Genomic DNA, 19988 nt, shown 5'->3' on the forward strand with positions numbered 1-19988 from the left:
CTACTCTGCCGGCCACGGATGCAGGCTGTCGAGCCTCAGGATCGCGAACTTACCGCTGACCGGATCGATAGCGGCATCGGACTGCTCATGACTACCGCCGGCGTGCGCGATCGCGGCCAAGACAAGATCCAGCGTCCCGCGATCAAGACCGGATACCTCATCGAGGCGTACCGGCACACCGCCGGCCAGACTTGCCACGATCCGAAGGACCCGCTGCTCTCCCCCGGACAGGCCCCCGATGGTCTGGTCAGTGATTGCACCGACGTCCAGCACGTACCGGTCACCGCCGCGCCGTTGGTGTGCCTCGGTAACCCACGGTTGGCCGGGATCTGCGTAACGACCGCCGGCGGCCCGGATCACCAACTCGACCGCGGCCTCGAGTGCGTAGCTTCCGCTCCCCCATGCGCGTAACGATTCCGCGGTCTCACTTGTGGCTGCGCCCATGCGCCCGATCCTCTCGTGATAGGAATCATCTCGAACTAACCGTACCGGATAAGACCCCTTCATCGGGATTAATTGCGGTACGGGTTTTCGGTACTGCACGGTCAGCGGTAAATGGCGGGTCCAACTCTGGCTGGATCCGCTGAATGGCAGTGGTTGTGCGGCGCTATTGGACCGATCCAGTCATAAGTCCCACATCGGGCGTGAAGGTGTACCGGTCAGGGATCCCTTTACGGACGGTCGACCGGGTATTCGACTGGGCAAACTTCCCGCCCCGACAGCTACAGTCGCGACCGACTGGATGCGATGATTCTGGGATGCTAGGGCCAATTGCGCGCAGCGCCTCATCGAACAGCCAACGCACACCCAGTTGGGTGGAAGTGGATTTGGAGGTCAAGGCCAACGAAAGGCTTCGGCTGCCCAGTCGGCCTTCTGCCCGCCGGGGGTCGCTGTGAGGTTCAGACGTCGCAACTCCGAGGCACTAGCCGATCTGATCTGCGGCAATCATGATCCAACAGCTGAGGCTGAGCCGAGTTACTTTCCATACCGCTCGAGCAGTTACATCACTGAATTCTTCCAGGAGCTTGACACCGACTGGGCGCACGACGGCTCGACACGACACCGCTGGGTCGCCGATGTTCTCGAAAGCATGCTGAACGAACCTCATGACGGACCGAGCCACCCTCCTGAGGGATTCTGTCGCCTCATCGATCAGCTGATGAGCCCCAGTGACGCTATGAACGAAGGACCGAATCGATCGAACGCGCTCCGGCACCTCAACGAGGTGTTGGCAAGAGAAGGCTTCGAAGCCTTCTACGGCGACGACCGGCACTGCTATCTGCGCCATATCGGCACGAACACGGTCACGGTCCTGCAACCCAACCCGCACCGACCACTTACTACTGTCGAGGTACAGCGACGTAACGATCTCGCCGGCTTCCTCGACAAGTGCAGCGAGGACGAACTCATCGAAGAGGTGCTCCTCCCGCTGTTCCGCCAGCTGGGGTTTCACCGAATCACTGCGGCCGGACACAAGGACAAGGCCTTGGAGTACGGCAAAGACATCTGGATGCGCTACATGCTGCCAACCCAACACCTCCTGTACTTCGGCATCCAGGCCAAGAAGGGGAAGCTCGACGCTTCCGGCGTCACCAAAGCCGGTAACGCCAATATGGCCGAGATTTACAATCAAGCGCTCATGATGCTGGCACACGAAATCTTCGACCCTGAGATAAACCGTCGTGTTCTGGTCGACCACGCCTTCATCGTGGCGGGAGGAGAAATCACTAAAGCCGCGCGGAATTGGCTCGGAAATGCTCTCGATGACGCAAAACGCAGCCAGATCATGTTCATCGATCGAGACGACATCCTGAACCTGTACGTCGTCACGAACCTGCCGCTGCCAGTCAGCGCATTGCCGAAGCTAACTGACCCTTGGGTTACCTCAATCAACGAGCCGCCCTTCTAAGATGGCGAGGCGCTCCCTGGCCCGGGCGGTCCACCTGGCGTAGACCGGGGCGGTGCCAAGTTCAAGCAGGACGACTCGGGTCCGGATCCGTGCATTGTTGCGGAGGGTTCCGGTTCGATAACCTGATGAGTACTGCGTGTGCCAGCCTCAACAAGGGGGATAAGTCTGTGAAGTTCACCGATGTCCGCGACATCATCCAGAGCAGCCGACCGAGCGATTGGAACTACGTTCCTTGCTGGGGCTCAGACTCCGGGCCCTCATACCGCACGAAATGGGAAAAGATGACAGGGCCCAACTCGACATGGGAACTGCATCACCAGGAACACGACCATATCGCCGCATACAAACCGGACGTCGGAGTGACACTTGCCTGGGGTATGCCGATGTACGCCGACAACCACCCAGAAATGACGCCTGACTGGATTGACAAGTTCCCCCTTGTGGACTCCGTTAGTTACTATTTCATCGACGTATTCTGGAACGGCTCTGTGATCGATCGCGACCTCTACACGGTCATGGACAGCCGCACATATCTACCGCTCCCGAACCCTATCTACAACGAGACAGCGGTCGGGAGTACGGCCGCACGGGAGCGGTATGAGGTCACGCACTATCAGGTGGCACTCGCACGGCTCGTGAACAATCTTGCGAACCACCAGGACACCGATTTTGACCAAGCTCTCAATCGGACAGGATTTGCCTTGGTTGACAACATCTCTGAATAAACGTTGCCGCCGAATAGGCCGCTGGCTAGTTCCCGAGCTCGTTTCGTAGGGCGGGCTCAGCCTGCTGCTGGCGGCATCGATCTTTGCCGCGCAGCGCGGCTCTCCAGGCGGAGTCGGTCCATTTACCGGCGGGGAGGCCGAGGTAGGTTCGAAGTCCGGCGGCGTGGTCGGTGAGCCAGCCGGGGTCGATGGTCGCGAGGTAGTGGGCGGCGGTGTCTTCGACCTGCTGCGTGGGGACTACTTCGAGCATGCCTGCGCCGATCGCGGCATAGAGCACGTCCGCGACCCGGCGGTGCTGCCTGGCGGCGGGTGACTCGAACCCGCGCGCGAGGTACACCAGCTCGGTGATTGCGTCGAGATCCTGGTCGGGCGTGACGAGTAGTCGCGTGTCTGCGCCGTCGGCGCGGTCTCCCCTCTTGTACCGGTGCATTCCGGTCGCGTCCGGCAGATCCCAGGCCTCATCGTCGGCTTTGCCGATATATTTGCCATCCCCTGCGTACACACCGCCAACTGGATTTGTGGTGTGCTGGGCAGCGATGCGTTCCGCGGCCGCGACGAGGTCCCCCGCTCGGCCTCCAGAAGCCCGCTCGAGATCCGCCGTCGGCTCAGTTGCATAGCGACGTTGTGCACCCATGATTATCAGCGTACGCCACTGTATCGAACGCGTGTGCGATGCTAGGGTCTAGCAGTTGGCCCACACGCCGACCGGTGCTGCGGCGGCTGCCTGCTGGACGTCTTGGTAGTCGTGTTGCCGCGCGTGCGGGTGGCCGATGGTGAGTTCTTCGGCAAGTCCGAGTTCGATCATCCGCAGGCCGATGTCGGTGCCGTCGGCCAGCTCGAGGTAGCCGAGGACGCGGCCGTACTTGTCGCGTTCTGGTTGGGTGTCGTCAGTGATGAGGGTGAGTGCGGGCTGATCGGTGAGCAGTTGCGTGAGGGCGGCGGTCGCGTCCGCACCGCCGCATTCGCTGGCGTACTTCGAGTCTTCCGCGGCGTCGATGCCTAGGATACGAATCCGGGTCTCATTTCCTCCCGGATCGTATGCGTCGATGGTGTCGCCGTCGATGACGTACGGATCGGTGTAGGTGATGACCGGCGGCGGGGGCGTGTTGTGCGCCGCGGTGGCGCAGCTGGTGAGCGTGGCGGTGAGCAACAGCGCCACGGTGACGGCAGTCGTTCGGAGTCGGGACACAGCGGTGAACCTCGCGGCCGCTAGTCGGTGCTGGCGTAGCGGCGTGCGACGACACGGGCCGCTACGGCGATGGTGCCGCCCATGACGCCGGGGAAGACCCAGTTGTATGCGTGTTGCCAGTCCTTTTGCCAGGCGATGATGAGCACGACGAGGCTGAGGGTGCCGATGAGTAGGCCGAGGTCGGCGAGTCGGTTGAACGCGTACGCGAGCCGTTGCTTTTCCGTGCGCCGCGCGGTCATGGCAGCTGCCCTGTCACCTGTATCGCTTCTGCGCGGCTGATCGCGCGTACTTCCTCGGGTACGCCGGCGGTGCGACCGAGGTCGCGCCACTGCTGCTGGTCATGTACCGCCAGGGTTCCGTCGGCGGTGAGGCGGAGTACTCGGCCGCGGGGGTAGGCCATCGTGGCGGCGGTGAGGTAGTACGTCGCGTCTGTGTCGGCGGTACGCATCCTCGATCCTCTTCCTGTGCGTTGGCTCATGGTGATGGCGCCTCGCCCGCTACGGGAGGCAGTTCGCGCGGGCGAGACACCAAGTCTGTGACGTTCTGGCTTGTGCGGCCGTTGGTCGTTGATCATGTCGCATCCGGCCGACATTCTCACGGCAGCCGGCCGGGGTAGGCCGCTCTATTGGCTGGCCTACCCCTGAGCTTTCGGTTAGGACTGTGGGGCCGGTTCGCTGGTCTCGTTGTCGCTTCTGCGTTCGGCCTTGTGCACGGCCGCGGTGGCGTACTTGAGGCTGGCAGCGACGTTGTACGCGGTGATGGTGTTCCGGCTACGCTGCTGGCCGGTGGTCTTGTCTTCCCATGTGTGGGTGCGGATCACGCCGGTGACGATGACCGCGTTGCCTTTGCTGAGACTGGTCGCGATGTTCTCGCCAAGGGTTTTCCAAGCCTCGATGTCGTGGTAGGTCGCGGGTGCATCGACCCACTCCCCTGCCTTCTTCTCGCGGTTGTTGACCGCGACGGCGAACGTGGCGAGGGCGTGCCCGTTCGGCGTGAATTTCAGCTCGGGGTCTGCGACGAGGTTGCCTTCGACGGTCAGTGTGGTGCTCATGACTTGCTCCCTACATTGTGATGTCCGGGTGTCCCCTTGTGGTCACCTGATCGGTGCTGTCCTTGCTCCGATATCAAGCCAAATTCTGCGGTGGTGAGCGGCGCCAAGGGCGCGTAGCGGTCCGCAGGAGAAATCCCCGAGGAAATAAGCGACGCAGGAGCGCCGAGTGGATTTGCCTGTAGGACTTCCCCTTGGTGGAGCGATCCACCGTGAAAGAATTGGCGATTCGGAGCAAGGGTGTGCCCGCGTGCGGCCACGAGTGGATAGCGCGCCCGCAGGGCGACCTTGTTGCTTTGCGCCCGGAGGGCGCATGCTGGCCGGTTGGTGAGTGCGAGGCGCGTGCGCCGAGCCCGTTTTATGGACATAGCAGGGTCTCGGCGGCCTCGACGACGCCGGCGGTGAGGTGGTCGAGGAGCTGGTCGTCGGTGATCGGTAGTAGGTAGTCCTCGCCGGCGATCCACCAGGACTGTTTGACGTGCTGGTCGTCGATGATGAGTTCGGTGTAGAGCAGGTCGCCGGGCTGGGTGACTGGTAGCGCCGCATCGTCGCGGATGGTCTGGAAGTAGTAGCCGCCGGCGAACCCCGGACTGGCGTGGCTGCGCGTGTCGTCGCTGGCGGGCAGAGCTGGGTCGGCGGGGATGTGACGGATGCGGGTGCGATGCATGACTAACTCCCTAATGGCTGGGCTGGATCGGTTGCTCTGGTGATCGTGCCTCGCCGTACCGGTGCGCTGCATCCGTTGAGGGCTGTTGTTGTGGACAGCGGCCCGGGGTGTGAATAACGCCCGGAGGGGCCCGCACCGTGTGGTACGGGCCCCGACCGCGTTGGCGAGTTAGGGGTTCGGTGGCAGTCCGTCTCGGGCGATCGCCGGTTGGCCGCGCTGTGCCAGGACTTTCGTGACCGCGTCCGGGTCGATCCGTGGCGGCGTACCGCGCCAGATTGTCCGGGCGATCGCGACGGCACGGTCCCAGGCTTGCGAGTAGGTCTCCACGGCGAGGAGGTCGTATGCGCGTACGCGGAGCGATCCGACGATCACTTCGAGGTGCGGCCGGTCGTCCGCGGAGAGGTAGACCTGCGGTTGGGTGTATCCGACGTGGCGCACGATCACCGTCGCTGCGGTGGGCAGCTGCAGCGGTTCGACATGGACTTTCTGCGGGAGGTAGCCGACGGCTTCGGCGCGGGCGGTGCTCCACGCGTAGGCGTGGGAGATCACGGCGTCGAGGTCGAGTGCGGTGACCCAGCATCCGTGGACTTGGACTTGGACGTGCCCGGTGTCGGGCCCGTCGTGGCTGCTGATGTTCGCTGGCTGTTCGCCGGCGGCGCTGAGTGTCACGTTGGTGATGATTTGCATGGTTGCCTCCACTGCGTTTGTCGGCGCGGCGCGCCGTTCTTGCACGGTGTGTGCAGATGCAGTTGTGGAGCCTGCTGAGGGTGGGCGCGCAAATGGCCGTAGAGGGAGTGGATTCCCGGCGATATAAGCGAAGCGCGTCGGGAATCCTCGACCGTGCCTTGCGCGGTCGGGCCCCCAGCGGGCTACGTTTCGCGTCCCTGCACGGCTCCCCTCCTTCCCCCGATCAGCAAGAGGGGTGAGTGACCGCAGGGAGCGGGATGCATTCGCGTCGAGCCTGCGAGACTCCTTGCAGGAATGGATTGCCTGAGCGATCAGCGAAGCCCGTCGTAGGACTGGAGCGGCCGGAGGCGGGCTCGCGAGGGTAAGGCCGTGCGTGCACGGGCGGCCCGCGGTGTGGCCGCCCGTGCAACGCGGCCGGGCTAGGTCGCTGGTGCGGTATCGGTGATGCCGCTGATTTCTGCGTACGGGTATTTCATCGGGTACTTCCGGCGTGCTTCGTCGGTCGGGTACACGTCATTAGTCACCGATACGGTTTTCGGGTTGGCGCGCACGACCTCGCGCCATTGGCGGCGGATCTGCACCCACTGCCCCGCCTGTACATCGTTTTTGGTGTAGCCGGCTGTCTGGCCGTTCTCGACTTGCGCGGTGCGGATCCCTTGCCAGTAGGCGATCTGGTCGCGCAGGTGCTCCAGCCGCGCGGTGAGCCTGTCTCGGTGGTCGCCGGCCGCGGGGTGCGTGGTCTCGACCTGTCGCTGCCCGGTGGTCGGGTCGGCCCAGAGTGTGCGGGTGTGCCCGTTCAGGGCGCGGTCGATTTTCCGCGCGTCTGCTTCGAGCCGTTCGATCCGGTGTGCGACGGTGACGGGGTTGTACCGCAGTTCGTTGTGCTGCGCGGCGGCGTGGGCGCGTTCGTCGGTGTGGCGGGCTTGTTCGTCGTGCTCGATCGCGCGGCGCATCGCATCGTGCCCTTTGCGTTGCGCGTTGCGCGCGCTTTTTTCGCTATGGTGGCCGGTCAAAATGGGTTGCCCTCCAGCGAACCGGGCGAGGTACGCCTCGGACCGGTCGCGGTGCGCGTCGGCTACGGCGTGCCGCCGGTCGGCTTTGTCGGCGAGTGCGTCCGCTCGGTCGGTGCTGCGTTGCGCGCCGTCGGCCTCGACGGCGGCGATATCGCGCGGCTCGTCGTCGATGCTGACGGTCACCTCGTGCCCGGCGTCGCGCAGCGCGTCGGCCGTCTCGGTGATGGCGTGCTGGTTGGCGAATGTGTCGCGGCTGCGCGGCAGGTACCAGGCGCCGAGGTTGCGTGACCAGCGGAACCGGTGCGTCTTGAGGATGTCGCCGGTACCGTCGCCGCGCGTGGTGCCTTCGGCGAGAGTTCCGCTCTGGTGGGTGTGGCTGATGGTGAGCGTTGCGGTGCTGTTCATGGGGTGCCTCCCTGGTTGTGGTGTTTGCGGGGCGTTTACGCCTCGGCAGCCTTGGCCTGCCGCTTCTGCCGTTTCGCCACCGAGCCGAGAGGGTTCCCTGCGCAAACCAGACGTTGTTAGCACGGAAACTTGTGAGGAAATAAGCGGTTCCTTGTGGCAGCTGCGCGCCGCCGAAGGCTTGGCGCGCAGCAGGAATACTGACCGCGCCGAGCACGATTTCCGGGCGTTCTGGTTTGCGGAGGGTCGGCCGGTGGTAGGCAGCCCCGCAAGGGGTAAGCGACCGCAGGGAGCGGGAAGGGTCGCGTCGAGCTGGCGAGACTCCCTTGTGCAGAAGGCAGTCTGAGCGGTCAGCGAAGTCTCTATTAGACAGCCGCGCCGATCGTGTTCGATGTCGTGTGCGGTGACCGCAGTGCGGTGCGGGCTTGGGCGGCTGCGCAGCAGCAAAGGAGCACGAGCGCATCGCCGCTCGTCCAGCGGTTAGAAGATGCGTAGACCAAAATCTGCCGCGACGCGCAGGAGGTCCGGATTGTTCTGGTCGATGGTCCGTGCGCGGCGTTGCGTGACTCCCGTGCCGTCGAATACGGCCCAGCATTCGTGGTTCCCTAAGCGTGAGACGTAGCGGATACCGGCGTACAGCGGGTCGCCTTGCTCGTCGCTGGCGGTATATGCCCAGCCCGCGACGAGCCTGGTGACCAGGCGGTTGGGTCCGCGTACCGCGGCTACGTCAAGTTCGTTGATCCCGAGCGTCGTCAGTTCCGCGGCGAGCTGCCCGGTGAGGAAGGTGTGCGTGGCCGCTGCTTCGATATCGATGAACGACAGCGGCTCGTGGAGGTCGACCTCGACGAGCAGTCGGCGGTGCCGCCAATCGGCTGGGACCGCGCCGGCGACGAGGAAACTGGGGTCTTCATCGCGCACAGCTTCGATGATCCGTGCGGATGGCCGGTACCGTGCGAGGGTCTCTGCGTAGCAGCCGGCAGGCGTGCTGGCGAGGTAGAGCACTCCCCCACCGGGTACGTCGAACCTGTTGCCGGATCTGGCCATGGCGGCATCGGCGGCGTCGATGTAAGAGAAGTCGAGGAGTCGGTCCGAGCGTGCCACTCGAAACAGTGGGTCTGGTGCGTGTGCCTCGAGGGGCAGGACCGGGGAGCTGGGTGTCGACACTCTCGATAGTTCCCGTTATCCGCCTTGCACGAACGCGCGTGCGGCGGCCATGGCGTCACGGTGGCGGTCGTCTGCGAGGGCCTCGGCGGGCGAGGCGTCATCGAGTTGCGGGTTCATGCCCATGAACCAGGCGCGCACGGTATGTGGTGATTCCATGGCCTGCAGTAGTTGGAATATCTGGAAGGCGGCGCGGAGGCGTTGTTCGTGCGCGTCGCGTGGCCTCTGGCCGTCGCCAGAGGTCCAGCGGTGAACCGTCTTGGCGTCGACTCCGGCGATGAACGCGGTGAGTTTCCCGCCCAGGCTTTCGGAGAGAAACTGCGCGACGTCGCTGAAGTCGAGTCGGGTGGCCTGGGCATGGGCTTTGTCGTATCGAGACCGGTCCCGCGATCGGGTTCCGCCTGCAACGCCTGTCATGATTTGTCCTTTTAATGTCCGCCTAATGCGATGTGTTATGCGTGTCGTTTGTCATATCGTACGCCGTCTCTCATTTCGTGATGCGTGCTGGCGCGTTCGTTCTGGCCGCAAGGGGTCGCGATACATCTATCAGCCGGGGCTATTTCGTTACGCTCTGTGGGCGCCGCCGGTGACCTCACCTCGTACCGTACGGACGCGTGCGGAGCGCGACCTGCCAGCACGATGACGGCGGCGACTACGCATTTGCGCGTTGTCCTTCTGTCGCGCCATGCGCGGTTTGCTCGCGAAAGGCTCAGTGGGCTAGCGAAGTTTGAGCCGTAACGCTGCTGCGAAGACTTCCCCCCTGTCGAGCCCGATTGTCTTGCGTAGTGCTGCGATCGCTGCCGTTTGGCTGTCGGTGATTCGGATGCTTGTCTGACTTTGCTTTGTGCTGATGACGTGGCTTGCGGGACGGCGAACAGCCCTCCGGCGACCCGGGCGGCGTCTCGTACCGATCGAGTATGTGCTGGTGTGGGTGTTCACGCCGTTCAGAATGACGGCATGATGACGGCAGTGAGTGTCTCGCCGCGCTCCGTCCATTAGGAAACGGCGAGGTATGCGCGTAGGGCCGCAGCACAGAGCGCTGATCGAGACGGAGCACCAGACGACGCGACAAGCCGATCGATCGCCTCGACGTTCCCAGACAACAGCCGCATGGACAGCGTCGCCATCGGCTCAGAGCTCGTGCGGGGTTGTCTACGCAGGAACAGCCCGTCCGAGACTGTCGGCGCGTGCGCCTCGGCAACCAGGTCAGCGAGCCGCTCCCGAGTGGCACTCAGGGCGTCCATCAGCGTCTCCGGCTGAGTGGCACGATCTTCGCGGGCGCGGGCCTTGAGGACGACGACCAGATCAGCTGGCAGCGAGAGCGTGATCGCTTGCATCGCACCTTCGGCCTTGGTAGTAGCCGAGCCCACGGGTCGCGGGCGGCCCGGACGCTGTCGGGACGCCGAATTACTGGGAGCCGGATCCTCCGTAACCGTCGGTTCCCGGGTCGGTGTTTCGTTGGGTACCGGCTCGGCGGGCTCAGTAGGTGGCTGCGGCCGCTGCGCAGCCGGACGAGCCGGAGGCGGCGGCAGCACGACTCCTTTGGCGAGGCCAGGCGCGGCTGCTAAGGGCGGACGTTCGGCGTTCATGCGGTCACCTGCGTCTCGGTTTCCCGCTTGGCGATCGTGGTGAGGATTTCTTGGGTCAGCAGGACGAAGTCCTCAGCAAGGGCCGGCGCTGATCCTGCGATGCGTTCTGGGCGTCGACCTTCCTGAAGCGCTTTCCAGTACGGCTCTGCGTTGTTGACTCGTTCGGCGATCTCGTGGATGAGCAGACCTTTCTCCTCCGACTCACATACTGGCGCGAGAGCGTGTCTGATGACGTGTCCGAACACGGGGGCCGCTCCCCCAAGGACGGCGGTGATGTCCTCGATGGCGTTACGTCGAATTGCCGTCGCACCCGTCTCTACGTCGTACAGCAGCGCGCCGAGCAGTTCGAGGTCTGGATGGGTGTTGCGGACCGCGGTGATCTCGTTGGACAACGCCCGCAGCCCCTCGATGCTGGTGCGCCCGGGCCGAGTCGGGACAACGATCCAACGGGTCGCGCTCAACGCAAGCCGCAGCAAAAGCGGGCGGGTTGGTGGCGTGTCGATGACGATGAGGTCGTAATTCCGAGCAATCGGCGCGAGAGCCTGAGCGAAACGCTGCTGCACGTCTTGTCCGCGCTTGATTTGGCCGCTAATTAGGTCCTCGAGCGAGTCGAGCGCTTCCCCGCCCGGGATCACGTCTAGGTTTGGCCGGACCTCGATTAGCGGCGGGGACAACGAATGCCGTCCCATGATCGCGTCGACAAGGTGCTGTCCTTCATCAGATTCACCTCGCCATCGGTAACCGAGGATATGTCCGGCATTAGCCTGCGGATCGAAGTCGACGAGCAGGACACGCCACTGAGCAGAGGCAGCGAGGCCGGCGACGTTAGCCGCGACGGTGGACTTGCCCACTCCGCCCTTGCCGTTTGCCACGGTGACCACGCGAAACAGTTCGTCATGCAATGCCATAAAGCTCATAGTGCCGCGCCGCAATACATCTGCGCGGTAACGACACGCCAAATGCGCACTACTAGTGCTCGACCCAACGCGCCCGCTGCCTCCACTCCTATGGCTCGCCACTATGACCGCACGTGGTGCCATGCGTTATGGCTGGCATTACTACATCAGGTCGCGCTAGCCCTAGATGGCGCATTAGTACTTGCGTTAGCAAGTGCATTAATGCAAGCGATTCCCTGGGCAATCGCTACATACGACTCGCCGATGAGCGACCTGTCCAGAACGAATCTCCAGTCGTTCTAAAACTTGTTGTCGCATTGCCAGCAGTACGTCCTGCCGCTGGGGAGGATCTGCGATCCGGCGGGTTTGCCGTGGGGGCAGGTGGGGGAGTCGCCGTCGATGTGCTGCGCGATCCAGTGGTCATCGCGAGCGTGCTGGTCTAGGTCGTCGCGGCTGCGGAGCTCGTGCGGGTCGAGTTCTTTGAGGAGTTTGCAGAGCCATCGGTCGGCATACCGCACGCGGCCGTCTGGCGTGGTCCAGCCGAGGCGGGCCTTGGCGATATTGAGGCCGCGGAGGATGTCGGCTGGAGTACATCCGGCGGCCGCGAAGCGGCTGAGCGCCGATTTAAGCCTCCCAGGAGTCGAGACCTGGAAGAGGCTGTTTCCGGCGCGCAGTCGCGCGTACAGGGCGTTGACGGCGGGTGTGTAACTACGCCTGGCCCGCCGATTTTTGGGGTTCTTGGGCGGTTGCTGGCGCGAAGCGCCTTCCTCCTTGCGCGTAGCGCACTTCATCCAGGTAGTTGAGTTAAGTGTTACGTAAGAATTTTTCCAGAAGTCCCGTCCTCCGGAGGGGGGCGGACTGGACTGGTTATCCACAGTCGCTGGCTCGTTCTCGGCGGGGTGGGTGAGGACCCAGATCGAGACCCACCGGAAGGTTTTTTTACCGGCTGCCTGGATCACTTCGTGCTCATCCATCGTCTTGGGTCGGCCACGGAAGGCCCTGCGCGCGAGCCCACCGGCGGTGAGGACGCGGAGGGCCTCTTTGACCGCGTCGCGGCTGGTGCCGGCGTAGGCCTGGATGACGTCAATCCCGACCCGGAGGGCGCCGTTGCTGCGCGCGGTCAGCAGGATCCCGTCGATGACCTGCGCGTAGAGGGCGTAGGAGATCCGGGCGCGGCCGCGCGCATCGCGGCGCAGCTGCGGGTCCTGCGCGACGCGCTCGAGCGCGTCGGCGGCCCACGCGCTGAGCCCGTGCCAAGGCTCGCCGTGGCGGCGTGTCGGGTCGGCGACGGGTTCCAGCGCGCGGTAGGCCGCTTCTGCATCGTCGACAGAGCTGATGGTCTGGGTACGGGGTTGCTGTAGGACAGCAGTCATGGAAGAAACTCCGGCAGAACTCGCCCGCGTGAGTAGCGGGTAGCGGCGTCTGCGCGGAGGGGACCGGAAATGAGCGCGACACACCCGAAACCGAAAATGGGTGTCGCTATCTAAACTGCGGAGCTTTGAGGTACGCTCTACGCAGACGAATTGGTTTATGTGCGATCAAGCCGCCCGGAAAATCCGCCAAGATTTTAGCTCCGGGTGGCTTTCGCCGTTTCTAAGACGAAAGCCACGGCTTGCGAGGCAGGGGAGTGGTCACACCTGGCCTCGGCTCTTGTGTCCGTGTGTTAGCCGGTCATCGGTAGTTCCTCGTCTTGGCCCTTGAGGTAGGGCCGTTGACCGTAACGGCCGCGTGGACGAATGTCGCCAAAGACCTTCGTTTCGATGTACGCCTGCATCGTCATCCCAGCAGCCTTCGACTCCTGGCGAATCTGGGCGAGTTGGTCCTCGCTGAGCCGCAGGTGAAGGCCGCGTTTTGCCTGCACCCCGCTTGAGTTCGACATAACCGCGACGCTACGCCGTTGTACTGGTACCGATAGGTTCGACACGCCGTAGCGCGCCGAGTGTCTTCGTTCTGTGGCCGCCCGTTAGCGTCTCCTCGCGGATGTCATTGGTCGACGCTGTTGTAGGAGCTGACGAGCCACGTCTGGTCGGGCTGTCGGACGAGTATGAGGTAGGTCGTGCGCGTGCGGGGGTCGTCAACGGCAACGTCTGAACCAGTGGGCGTTGCCCAGGTCCAGGTGACTTGGTAGGCGAGGTATTTGGTGTCACTGGTGTCCGATGGTCCGTCGTGGATGTCGGCGCGTTGTACCGCGGCCGCGCTGCTTATGGCCCCGACCTCTGAGGCCTGGATGAAGATCGCTTGAGATGCCGATCTCAGGGGTTCCACGGTCTGGGCGGCCAGTTCGGGAGTCATCAAGTCAGCGCCGCGCAGTACCGCGGCCGTCTCCGTGGCGTCGATCGCCGGATCCCAGGTGCAAGAGATTTCAGAGAAGACGCGCCCGACGTCCACCGGATCACTCCTGTCGACCAGGGCTAGAGCGTCGCTCACCTTCGCGCTCACGCCTGTGCTCTTGGCGGGTTGCGTTGGCGTGGTCGAGTGGTTGTCTGCAGGTGCGGACGCGCACCCGGCGACAGTGATGATCCCCGCGACGATAACGCCGAGCAGGATGGATGTACGTCGTCTCATACGCTCACTCCATGCGCGATCAGGATGGGAATCGGGTCGGTGGAGAACCCGCTACTGGCATAGCCATTCTGGGGTACGCCAGCGTTGTAAATCTCCAGGTGCAGGTGCCTGCCGGTGACGTCGCCGGTGGCACCTTCGGTGCCGAGGGCAGTGCCCGCGCCGACCTGCTGGCCAGTCGCTACCGCGACGGTGCCTTCGGCCATGTGTCCGTAGCGGAACATGTAGCCGCTGCCGTCGTTTGCGACACCGACAACGCTGCATCCGTACCCGTCGCTCTTGCATCCGGCCCAGGTGATGGTCATGGCGGTGATAGCGACTTCGGTGCCGGCATGTCCTGGCGTGGAGAGGTCGATCCCGGCGTGTAGAACGCCCCATCGGGGCCCGTAGGGGGATGTCAGGACACTGCCTGGTAGCGGGTGCGTCCAGGCTCCGCCGTCCGGTTGCGGTGCTGGCGCTGCTCCGGCGGGTTGGCAGTCCGCGCGGAATTTCGACTGGGCGAGGTCTGCGATTTTCGTGACGTACTTCTGGGTTTCGTTGTACGGCGGGACGCCTTGGTATTTCTCGACCGCGCCGGGACCCGCGTTATATGCAGCCAACGCGAGGTGTACGGCGTCCGCGCCGGTGGATTGCGCAATGGCCGCGACGCTGTCTTTGAGGGTCTTCATGTAGACGCCTTGCGCGGCAATAGCAGCGTGCGGGTCGAACGGGTCACCTTGCCCGTAGGCCTGCCACGTCCCCGGCATGAATTGCGCCAGGCCTTGTGCGCCTGCTCCAGAGGTCGCGTTAGCGTCCCAGCCCGACTCGGCTTCGAGTTGCGCGGCGAGTATCGCCGGGTCGATGCCGGCGCTACTGGCCGCGGCCAGGATGTCAGCGTCCCAGCCGTTCGGCACGGATCCCGGCCGAAGGCCGCCGCCGGCTGCGGGCGTGCAGCTAGTTGCGGCCGCGGGGGTTTGCTGCGGATCGCCCGCGAAAAAGATCATGAACACGATCGCGATCGCGATGACGATCGCGATAGGAATCGCGGCCGCGCCGGCGAGGATTTTGACCATGATCAGACGCCGTGGATGCGCCGCCGCGTGCGTTTCCACGCGGCACGCAGGCGTTGCTCGTTCTCCCCGGTGATGTTCGCAATCCGTGCCCATTCCTCGTCCGTCGGCGCTTGTGCGCCCCGTTCGAGTGCTCCCCATTTGGTGCTGCTGATGCCGAGCTGTGCGGCGGCGTCAGTTTGCGATAGCCCTGACCGCCCGCGGTAGTCCGCGAGGCTTGCCGCGCGGTGGTCGATGGCAATGAGACTGCGCACCGGCATCTCCAGCGCTTTCGCTATTTGGGCGACCCGGCGCGGCTGGGGGCTAAGCCGACCATTCTCGTATTCTCCAAGCGTGACGCGGTTGATGCCGGCGCGTACCGCGAGTGTCTCCTGCGTCCAGCCGCGCTTCTTGCGGGCACGTCTCATTGCGGCGGGTCGAAATCCTTTCACCGGCACGCGCACGCCGCCATTCTGTCAGGCCGTGATCAATACACGGCGATAGTAAGACTCCTATGAACAATATAAGTTCAATACGCGTTGCGCAATACATTGCATTTTTAGGTGCGTTTCCCGTAAGGTGGAGTACAGAACGTGCTTGTCACCTGCACGTGATAGGCATAGACCACGCACATCCCCGTCGCCGACTGAGAGGGAGCGCAATGACCGCCAATCGCTCTATCGGATCTCGCTGGGGCGCGAAAGCGGTCGATCTACGCCGCGTGTCCGCGGCGAATCTGCGTCGGTCATCTCCTGCCGCACTGTCGCCGGTAGTCGCTGATCAATCGTCGCCGGATCGTAGAAAAACACCGATACGGGACCTTCTACGATCCGGCACGGACAAGGCACGTAACGCCGTGATTGCCGACCGGCTCGCGGATGGCTGGGATCAGACCAGGCTGGTGATCATCGGTTCGTCCGCACACGCTGCCGGATCATCGACCGTTGCGTCCAGTGCTGCAGCGGCCGCGGTGAATGCGGGTCAGTCGGTAGCCATCGTCGATGCGCACGACGTAGATATGCCCGGTGCCGCTGACCGATTGGGGGTAGCGGTCCACCCGTGGTCAGCTGTGCAGCACGACCCGCCCGGCGCGTGGCTGGAGCAGCAGGCCGAGCAGTGGGCGCGCGAGACCGAAGGGCCGCTGGTCGTCGGGTCGGCGACAGGCTGGGTCGTGCCGCGACCGCGGGTGGCCGGACATGTCGCGCAGGGAATTGCACGCTCGTCGCGCACTCTGGTGATCGTCGAGTTACCGCCAGGGCCGGAGGCCGTGGGCGAGTACTTACGGCTGATCCCGCTCGAAGTAGCGCCACTAGTTGTCTGGGCAAGCCGTGCCGATGCCGCCGAACTACGCCGGTGCGCTGCCCACCTGCGCCAGGTCGCCGAGGGTGTGGATCACGATCTGACGCGACTGGCAGTCCTCACCGTCTCCCACCTACTGCCGCGAGTCGGTGCCGATGTCGCGTCGGCCGCCGCGTCGGCGGCCGACCAGACCGCCGGCCGAGTCAAGTTCCCGTTTGACTCGGGATTGGTGCCGTCAGCGGCAGCACTAACTCCGAAAAACCACCAGGTGACCGCCGCTGGTCGCGTGGTGGCCGCATGCGCCACCCTCACCCGATAGAAGGAGATCCCCATGCTTCTCATTGCTCAGCGGCTGTACTCGACCGTCATCGCGGACGATATCGTGCCACCGCTAGATCCCACGCAGGGTAAGGATGCGCCCGGCCTCACCGGCCTGGCAAAACTCATGAACAACCTCGCGGTGTATGCGCTCTATATCGCGGTGATCTCGGTGATCTTGGGCATCGTGATCGCGGTGGCCGGCCCGCGGATCGGGTTTCACCACGCCAAGGCACTCGGTGTCGGAGGCGTCGTCGGTGGCTTTGTGATCGGCATTGTGGTGGCGCTGTCTCGCACGACGGTGCTGTCGGGTTACGACTGGTTCGCCACCGCGTGAGGACATCGCGATGACTACAGGACTGGAACGCTCCCGGCGCCGCACGATCCGCATCATCACCGTCGCCGCCGTGGTTCTGGCGGCAGCGGCCGGTGTAGTCGGCGGGCACTATCTGTGGCCCGGCTCGGCCAAAGCCTCGGCCGCAGATAGTCACAACCCGAACGATGACCTTTCCGCGCAGAACAAAAAATACGGGATCGACGGCACGCCACACGGCCCGTCGTACGTGAAGAACAATATTCCGCTGGGTTATACCCATGATGCGGCGGGCGCGGAAGCGGCCGCCGTGAACTGGGTCCGCCTCAATACGTACACGCCGCAGATGGCCGGTGATCCTGACGCGCGGGCGGTCACGATCTCGGACAAAGCAAAGCCGGGGAAGGTGTTCAGCAAGAACAACGCGGGTTCCTTTACCTTCCCGACATGGGTGGGTTCGAGTGACATGACCGCCGATAAAGGCACGGTGCGCGTTATTTCCGGCGCGACAGACGACGCATCCTCCGGACTCACCACGGCGTTGGTTACATACTCCGTCGTGTGGGAGAACAAGGACTGGAAGATCCTGGACTCGACGTGGGAGCAAATCGACTCCGTGCTTGACCTTGTCGACCAGTACGGCCTGAGGCCGGTCATCGGTCCACTTATTGGCTTGTCGGCGAAGGACTAGCCAGATGCGCTCTCGCCGTCGCCTCCTCGTCCTCGCCGCGCTCATTGTGGCGCTGACGGTGGGGGCCCCGGTGGTGGCGCACGCAGCACCGCCGCCGCAGGCGATCGATGCGGCGAATCCGTCGTATCCCGACCAGTTCCCGGACTATTTGAAGAAGTTCGTGTGGGGATCGGCGGAGAACACATCCAGCTACGCCGATAAGCCGTGCACGTCGGATATCACCGGCGAGCAGGGGAGCGGCTTCGCGGCCGGGCAGTATCTGCTCGATTTCGCGGCACACGCCGGGGGCTTGTTGTTCTGGTCGATGAAGAAGTCCGGGGAGGATCCACCGCAGTTCGATTACCGCAACCCATACAAGGATCCAATCAAGGGTCCGCCAGGTGTCGTCTCTCCGGTGCCGATGAGCCCGGAACCGTTTGCCGAGACGCTACAGTCAGGCTGCGCCAGCGATCTAGCGACATTCGGCACGCCGAACCCGGACTCGATGATGGGCTTCGACTTCATCAGCAAGCCCGATGCGCAGTCGGTGAAGTACATCGAACAGCATGCGACGAGCTGGCCCGGTGGCGTCAAGAAAGCGACCGACCCGTACCCGGCACCGACGAACAACGAGGTGAACGCGGGCTGGGATGCGTGGGCTGGCACACTCGGGATCAAGAGCGACTTCTCCAATCTGTGCGACGGCGACGGCAGCGCGGGCGTCTCGCTGTGTGGGTATGCGTCCTTCCTCGACTGCAGCAAGCCCGGCGCCGGCAACCAAGACGCGATCGATACCTGCAAGGCGTGGAATCTCGTCACGGCCTACACCATCCGGCAGTTGGCGTCATCGCTAACGCTGGATGACCAGAGCGGCTTCATCGGCGGCATGGCGAAGGCCTTCACCGCCGTCCTCACGTTGATCACCACCGTGCCGGTGGCGATTGTCGACGTCGGGTATCACGTCGCCGCCGGTGCCGTCTGGCTGGCGTACAAGATCGTCGAAGTGGCCGCCGACATCATCAAGTGTGTCTCCGACCAGGGTGACACCTGTATCGCGAACTGGACGGCGAAGGCGTTCGTGGCCAGCCTGGAACTGATACCGAAGGCCGCCGAGGCCAGCTCGTTCTCGGTGGCCGACCTCACCAACTCGGCTCTGACGCCGCTGTGGTCTCAGCTGCTCACCCTCGCGTTCTACCTCGTGATGATCCTGTTCCTCGGCTCGGTGATCCTGTCAGCGATCCGGCTGCGCTTGGGTGACATCCTGATCTCCTTCGTGGGTCTGCTGAAGTTCGCGGTGTTCGCCGCGTTGGGGCTCACCGCCGTCGCCGTGCTCATAGAAGTGACGGACGCGATCTCGGATTTCATCGCCGGCGGCCAGGGGACCGCCGCAGTGATGACTCAGTTCAAGAACATGATGATCGAGAAGTTGACCGGCGCCGGCCAGATCTCGGGCGTGTTGTTGGTGGCGATCTTCGCCGTCTTCGGCACCATCGCCGCAGTCATCATCTGGGTCCAGTTCTTCTTCCGGAACGTATGGATACTGCTCGCGATCACCGTGATCATCCTGCAGGCCGCGGGCCTGGCCGGGTGGGAAGCCACCCGTAAATGGACACCGCGGGCCTTGAATGCCCTATGGCTGGTCCTGCTGGTGAAGCCGATGACGGTGCTGGTGTTCGCAGTGTCGATGAACCTCATTGGCAATGGCGACGGGCTGTCTGACTTCATCGGCGGCGTCGTCGTACTGATCATGGCCGCAGTGTTGCCGCCGGGGCTAGTGAAGTTGTTCTCGCTGGTCGGTAGCGCGATAGGCAGCGGCCAGCTGGGTGGCTCGTTCACCGGCCGCGGCTCCTCGGCGATTGGCTCGGGCCTGGCCGGCGCTGCGGGCGGGTATGGCATGAGCACGTTTGCCCGAAACGCGCCGGGCGCCTCAGTGGGCGCGAAAGGTGCCACCGCGAGGGGCGGCGCGGCGGCGATGGCCGGCGGTGCTGCTGGCGGTGCAGCTCGACTGGTTGGGGCTGCGGCAAAAGCGGCAGGCGACGCGGTGAGCAGCGCGGGGGGCGTCCACGGCGGGGGCCAAGGATCTATGACTCCCGCTCTCGCCTCTGCGGCCTCGGTCGCTGCCGCAGGATTCAGGGGCGGCGGATCATCGTCAGCCTCCCGCGGCTCGTCACCGGCGCAGCCGCCCAGTCCAGCTCAGGACGTTGGCGGCGCGGATTCTGCTCACGAGCCGTCGAACCCTACGGGCGCAGCCGAGTCGTCCGAGGCCCAGCAAACGCGAGCCTCCTCGTCGCCGGGGGCCTCCTCCGCGGTGGCGTCGGACTCGGGCGGCGATCCGCAGATCTCGCCGCAAGTTCCGGACCAATCCTCGCCACGGGACGCAGCGGCCCGGACCGCGCGACCGCCCACACCACCGGTCACCCCGCTGCCGTCGGGCGGTTCCTCAGCGCCTGGAACAGCCGAGCAGGCGCCGCAGCCGCCGCTCGGCCCAGCTCCCCCTAACGGAAGGTGGTAG

At 64.3% G+C, this 19988-nt stretch carries 24 protein-coding genes; 6 read left to right on the forward strand and 18 right to left on the reverse strand.

The features are described 5' to 3' along the window. Entirely contained in the window at nucleotides 1-444 is a 444-nt protein-coding gene (locus CLV47_RS19525) for a hypothetical protein (protein WP_106350806.1), read from the reverse strand. Nucleotides 445-811: 367 nt separating this feature from the next. Between CLV47_RS19525 and CLV47_RS19530 the strand changes: the two genes are divergently transcribed. After that, a complete protein-coding gene (locus tag CLV47_RS19530; protein WP_238145529.1) occupies nucleotides 812-1909 on the forward strand; it encodes a PDDEXK family nuclease in 1098 nt (365 codons plus the stop codon). Nucleotides 1910-2034: 125 nt separating this feature from the next. Beyond that, nucleotides 2035-2634 (forward strand): hypothetical protein, encoded by a 600-nt coding sequence (locus CLV47_RS19535; protein ID WP_106350808.1) that lies wholly within the window; start codon nucleotides 2035-2037, stop codon nucleotides 2632-2634. 25 nt (nucleotides 2635-2659) lie between these two features. Here CLV47_RS19535 and CLV47_RS19540 read toward each other — a convergent pair whose 3' ends face one another. From CLV47_RS19540 to CLV47_RS19615, 17 genes are all read right to left on the reverse strand, one after another. After that, complete coding sequence (locus CLV47_RS19540; protein ID WP_106350809.1) at nucleotides 2660-3268, reverse strand: hypothetical protein; 609 nt, start codon at nucleotides 3266-3268, stop codon at nucleotides 2660-2662. 48 nt (nucleotides 3269-3316) lie between these two features. Further along, nucleotides 3317-3823, reverse strand: a complete 507-nt coding sequence (locus CLV47_RS19545; protein ID WP_170111170.1) for a thermonuclease family protein — start codon at nucleotides 3821-3823, stop codon at nucleotides 3317-3319. A 20-nt stretch (nucleotides 3824-3843) separates the two neighbouring features. After that, the gene (locus tag CLV47_RS22155) at nucleotides 3844-4062 is read right to left on the reverse strand and encodes a hypothetical protein (RefSeq protein ID WP_170111171.1); all 219 of its coding nucleotides are present in this window, start codon (nucleotides 4060-4062) and stop codon (nucleotides 3844-3846) included. Continuing rightward, nucleotides 4059-4271, reverse strand: coding sequence for a hypothetical protein (locus CLV47_RS19550; RefSeq protein WP_106350811.1), 213 nt, complete (start codon nucleotides 4269-4271; stop codon nucleotides 4059-4061). Before CLV47_RS19550 ends, CLV47_RS22155 begins: the two co-directional genes overlap by 4 nt. Before the next feature lie 204 nt (nucleotides 4272-4475). Beyond that, the gene (locus CLV47_RS19555) at nucleotides 4476-4874 is read right to left on the reverse strand and encodes a single-stranded DNA-binding protein (RefSeq protein ID WP_106350812.1); all 399 of its coding nucleotides are present in this window, start codon (nucleotides 4872-4874) and stop codon (nucleotides 4476-4478) included. 355 nt (nucleotides 4875-5229) lie between these two features. After that, a complete protein-coding gene (locus CLV47_RS19560; protein ID WP_106350813.1) occupies nucleotides 5230-5538 on the reverse strand; it encodes a hypothetical protein in 309 nt (102 codons plus the stop codon). A gap of 168 nt (nucleotides 5539-5706) precedes the next feature. Then, a complete protein-coding gene (locus tag CLV47_RS19565; protein WP_106350814.1) occupies nucleotides 5707-6225 on the reverse strand; it encodes a hypothetical protein in 519 nt (172 codons plus the stop codon). 419 nt (nucleotides 6226-6644) lie between these two features. Continuing rightward, nucleotides 6645-7643, reverse strand: coding sequence for a DUF3560 domain-containing protein (locus CLV47_RS19570; RefSeq protein ID WP_106350815.1), 999 nt, complete (start codon nucleotides 7641-7643; stop codon nucleotides 6645-6647). A gap of 477 nt (nucleotides 7644-8120) precedes the next feature. After that, nucleotides 8121-8804 (reverse strand): RES family NAD+ phosphorylase, encoded by a 684-nt coding sequence (locus CLV47_RS19575; RefSeq protein WP_202862705.1) that lies wholly within the window; start codon nucleotides 8802-8804, stop codon nucleotides 8121-8123. A 15-nt stretch (nucleotides 8805-8819) separates the two neighbouring features. Further along, on the reverse strand, nucleotides 8820-9218 hold the full coding sequence (locus CLV47_RS19580; protein WP_106350817.1) for a hypothetical protein: 399 nt from the start codon (nucleotides 9216-9218) through the stop codon (nucleotides 8820-8822). Between the two features lie 578 nt (nucleotides 9219-9796). Further along, the gene (locus CLV47_RS21890; RefSeq protein ID WP_146135458.1) at nucleotides 9797-10390 is read right to left on the reverse strand and encodes a ribbon-helix-helix domain-containing protein; all 594 of its coding nucleotides are present in this window, start codon (nucleotides 10388-10390) and stop codon (nucleotides 9797-9799) included. After that, nucleotides 10387-11298, reverse strand: coding sequence for a ParA family protein (locus tag CLV47_RS19590; protein WP_106350841.1), 912 nt, complete (start codon nucleotides 11296-11298; stop codon nucleotides 10387-10389). The genes CLV47_RS21890 and CLV47_RS19590 overlap by 4 nt, the downstream gene beginning before the upstream one ends. A 287-nt stretch (nucleotides 11299-11585) precedes the next feature. Beyond that, nucleotides 11586-12659, reverse strand: coding sequence for a hypothetical protein (locus tag CLV47_RS19595; protein WP_106350819.1), 1074 nt, complete (start codon nucleotides 12657-12659; stop codon nucleotides 11586-11588). Between the two features lie 290 nt (nucleotides 12660-12949). Further along, on the reverse strand, nucleotides 12950-13165 hold the full coding sequence (locus CLV47_RS19600) for a hypothetical protein (RefSeq protein WP_106350820.1): 216 nt from the start codon (nucleotides 13163-13165) through the stop codon (nucleotides 12950-12952). 104 nt (nucleotides 13166-13269) lie between these two features. Further along, a complete protein-coding gene (locus CLV47_RS19605) occupies nucleotides 13270-13851 on the reverse strand; it encodes a hypothetical protein (protein ID WP_106350821.1) in 582 nt (193 codons plus the stop codon). After that, a complete protein-coding gene (locus CLV47_RS19610; protein ID WP_170111172.1) occupies nucleotides 13848-14900 on the reverse strand; it encodes a transglycosylase SLT domain-containing protein in 1053 nt (350 codons plus the stop codon). The genes CLV47_RS19605 and CLV47_RS19610 overlap by 4 nt, the downstream gene beginning before the upstream one ends. A 2-nt stretch (nucleotides 14901-14902) precedes the next feature. After that, complete coding sequence (locus CLV47_RS19615; protein ID WP_146135459.1) at nucleotides 14903-15304, reverse strand: helix-turn-helix domain-containing protein; 402 nt, start codon at nucleotides 15302-15304, stop codon at nucleotides 14903-14905. A 233-nt stretch (nucleotides 15305-15537) separates the two neighbouring features. Between CLV47_RS19615 and CLV47_RS19620 the strand changes: the two genes are divergently transcribed. The 4 genes from CLV47_RS19620 to CLV47_RS19635 are packed head-to-tail and all read left to right on the forward strand — an operon-like array spanning nucleotide 15538 to nucleotide 19988. After that, nucleotides 15538-16494, forward strand: a complete 957-nt coding sequence (locus CLV47_RS19620; RefSeq protein WP_106350824.1) for a hypothetical protein — start codon at nucleotides 15538-15540, stop codon at nucleotides 16492-16494. 12 nt (nucleotides 16495-16506) lie between these two features. Beyond that, nucleotides 16507-16830 carry a hypothetical protein gene (locus CLV47_RS19625; protein ID WP_106350825.1) on the forward strand — a complete coding sequence of 108 codons (324 nt, stop codon included), beginning with the start codon at nucleotides 16507-16509 and terminating at the stop codon, nucleotides 16828-16830. A gap of 10 nt (nucleotides 16831-16840) precedes the next feature. Further along, complete coding sequence (locus CLV47_RS19630; RefSeq protein ID WP_106350826.1) at nucleotides 16841-17497, forward strand: hypothetical protein; 657 nt, start codon at nucleotides 16841-16843, stop codon at nucleotides 17495-17497. 4 nt (nucleotides 17498-17501) lie between these two features. Then, nucleotides 17502-19988: a TrbL/VirB6 family protein gene (locus tag CLV47_RS19635; protein WP_106350827.1), complete on the forward strand. Its 2487-nt coding sequence runs from the start codon at nucleotides 17502-17504 to the stop codon at nucleotides 19986-19988.

Origin of the sequence: Antricoccus suffuscus, from assembly GCF_003003235.1 — a bacterium.
Taxonomy (GTDB): Bacteria; Actinomycetota; Actinomycetes; order Mycobacteriales; family Antricoccaceae; genus Antricoccus; species Antricoccus suffuscus.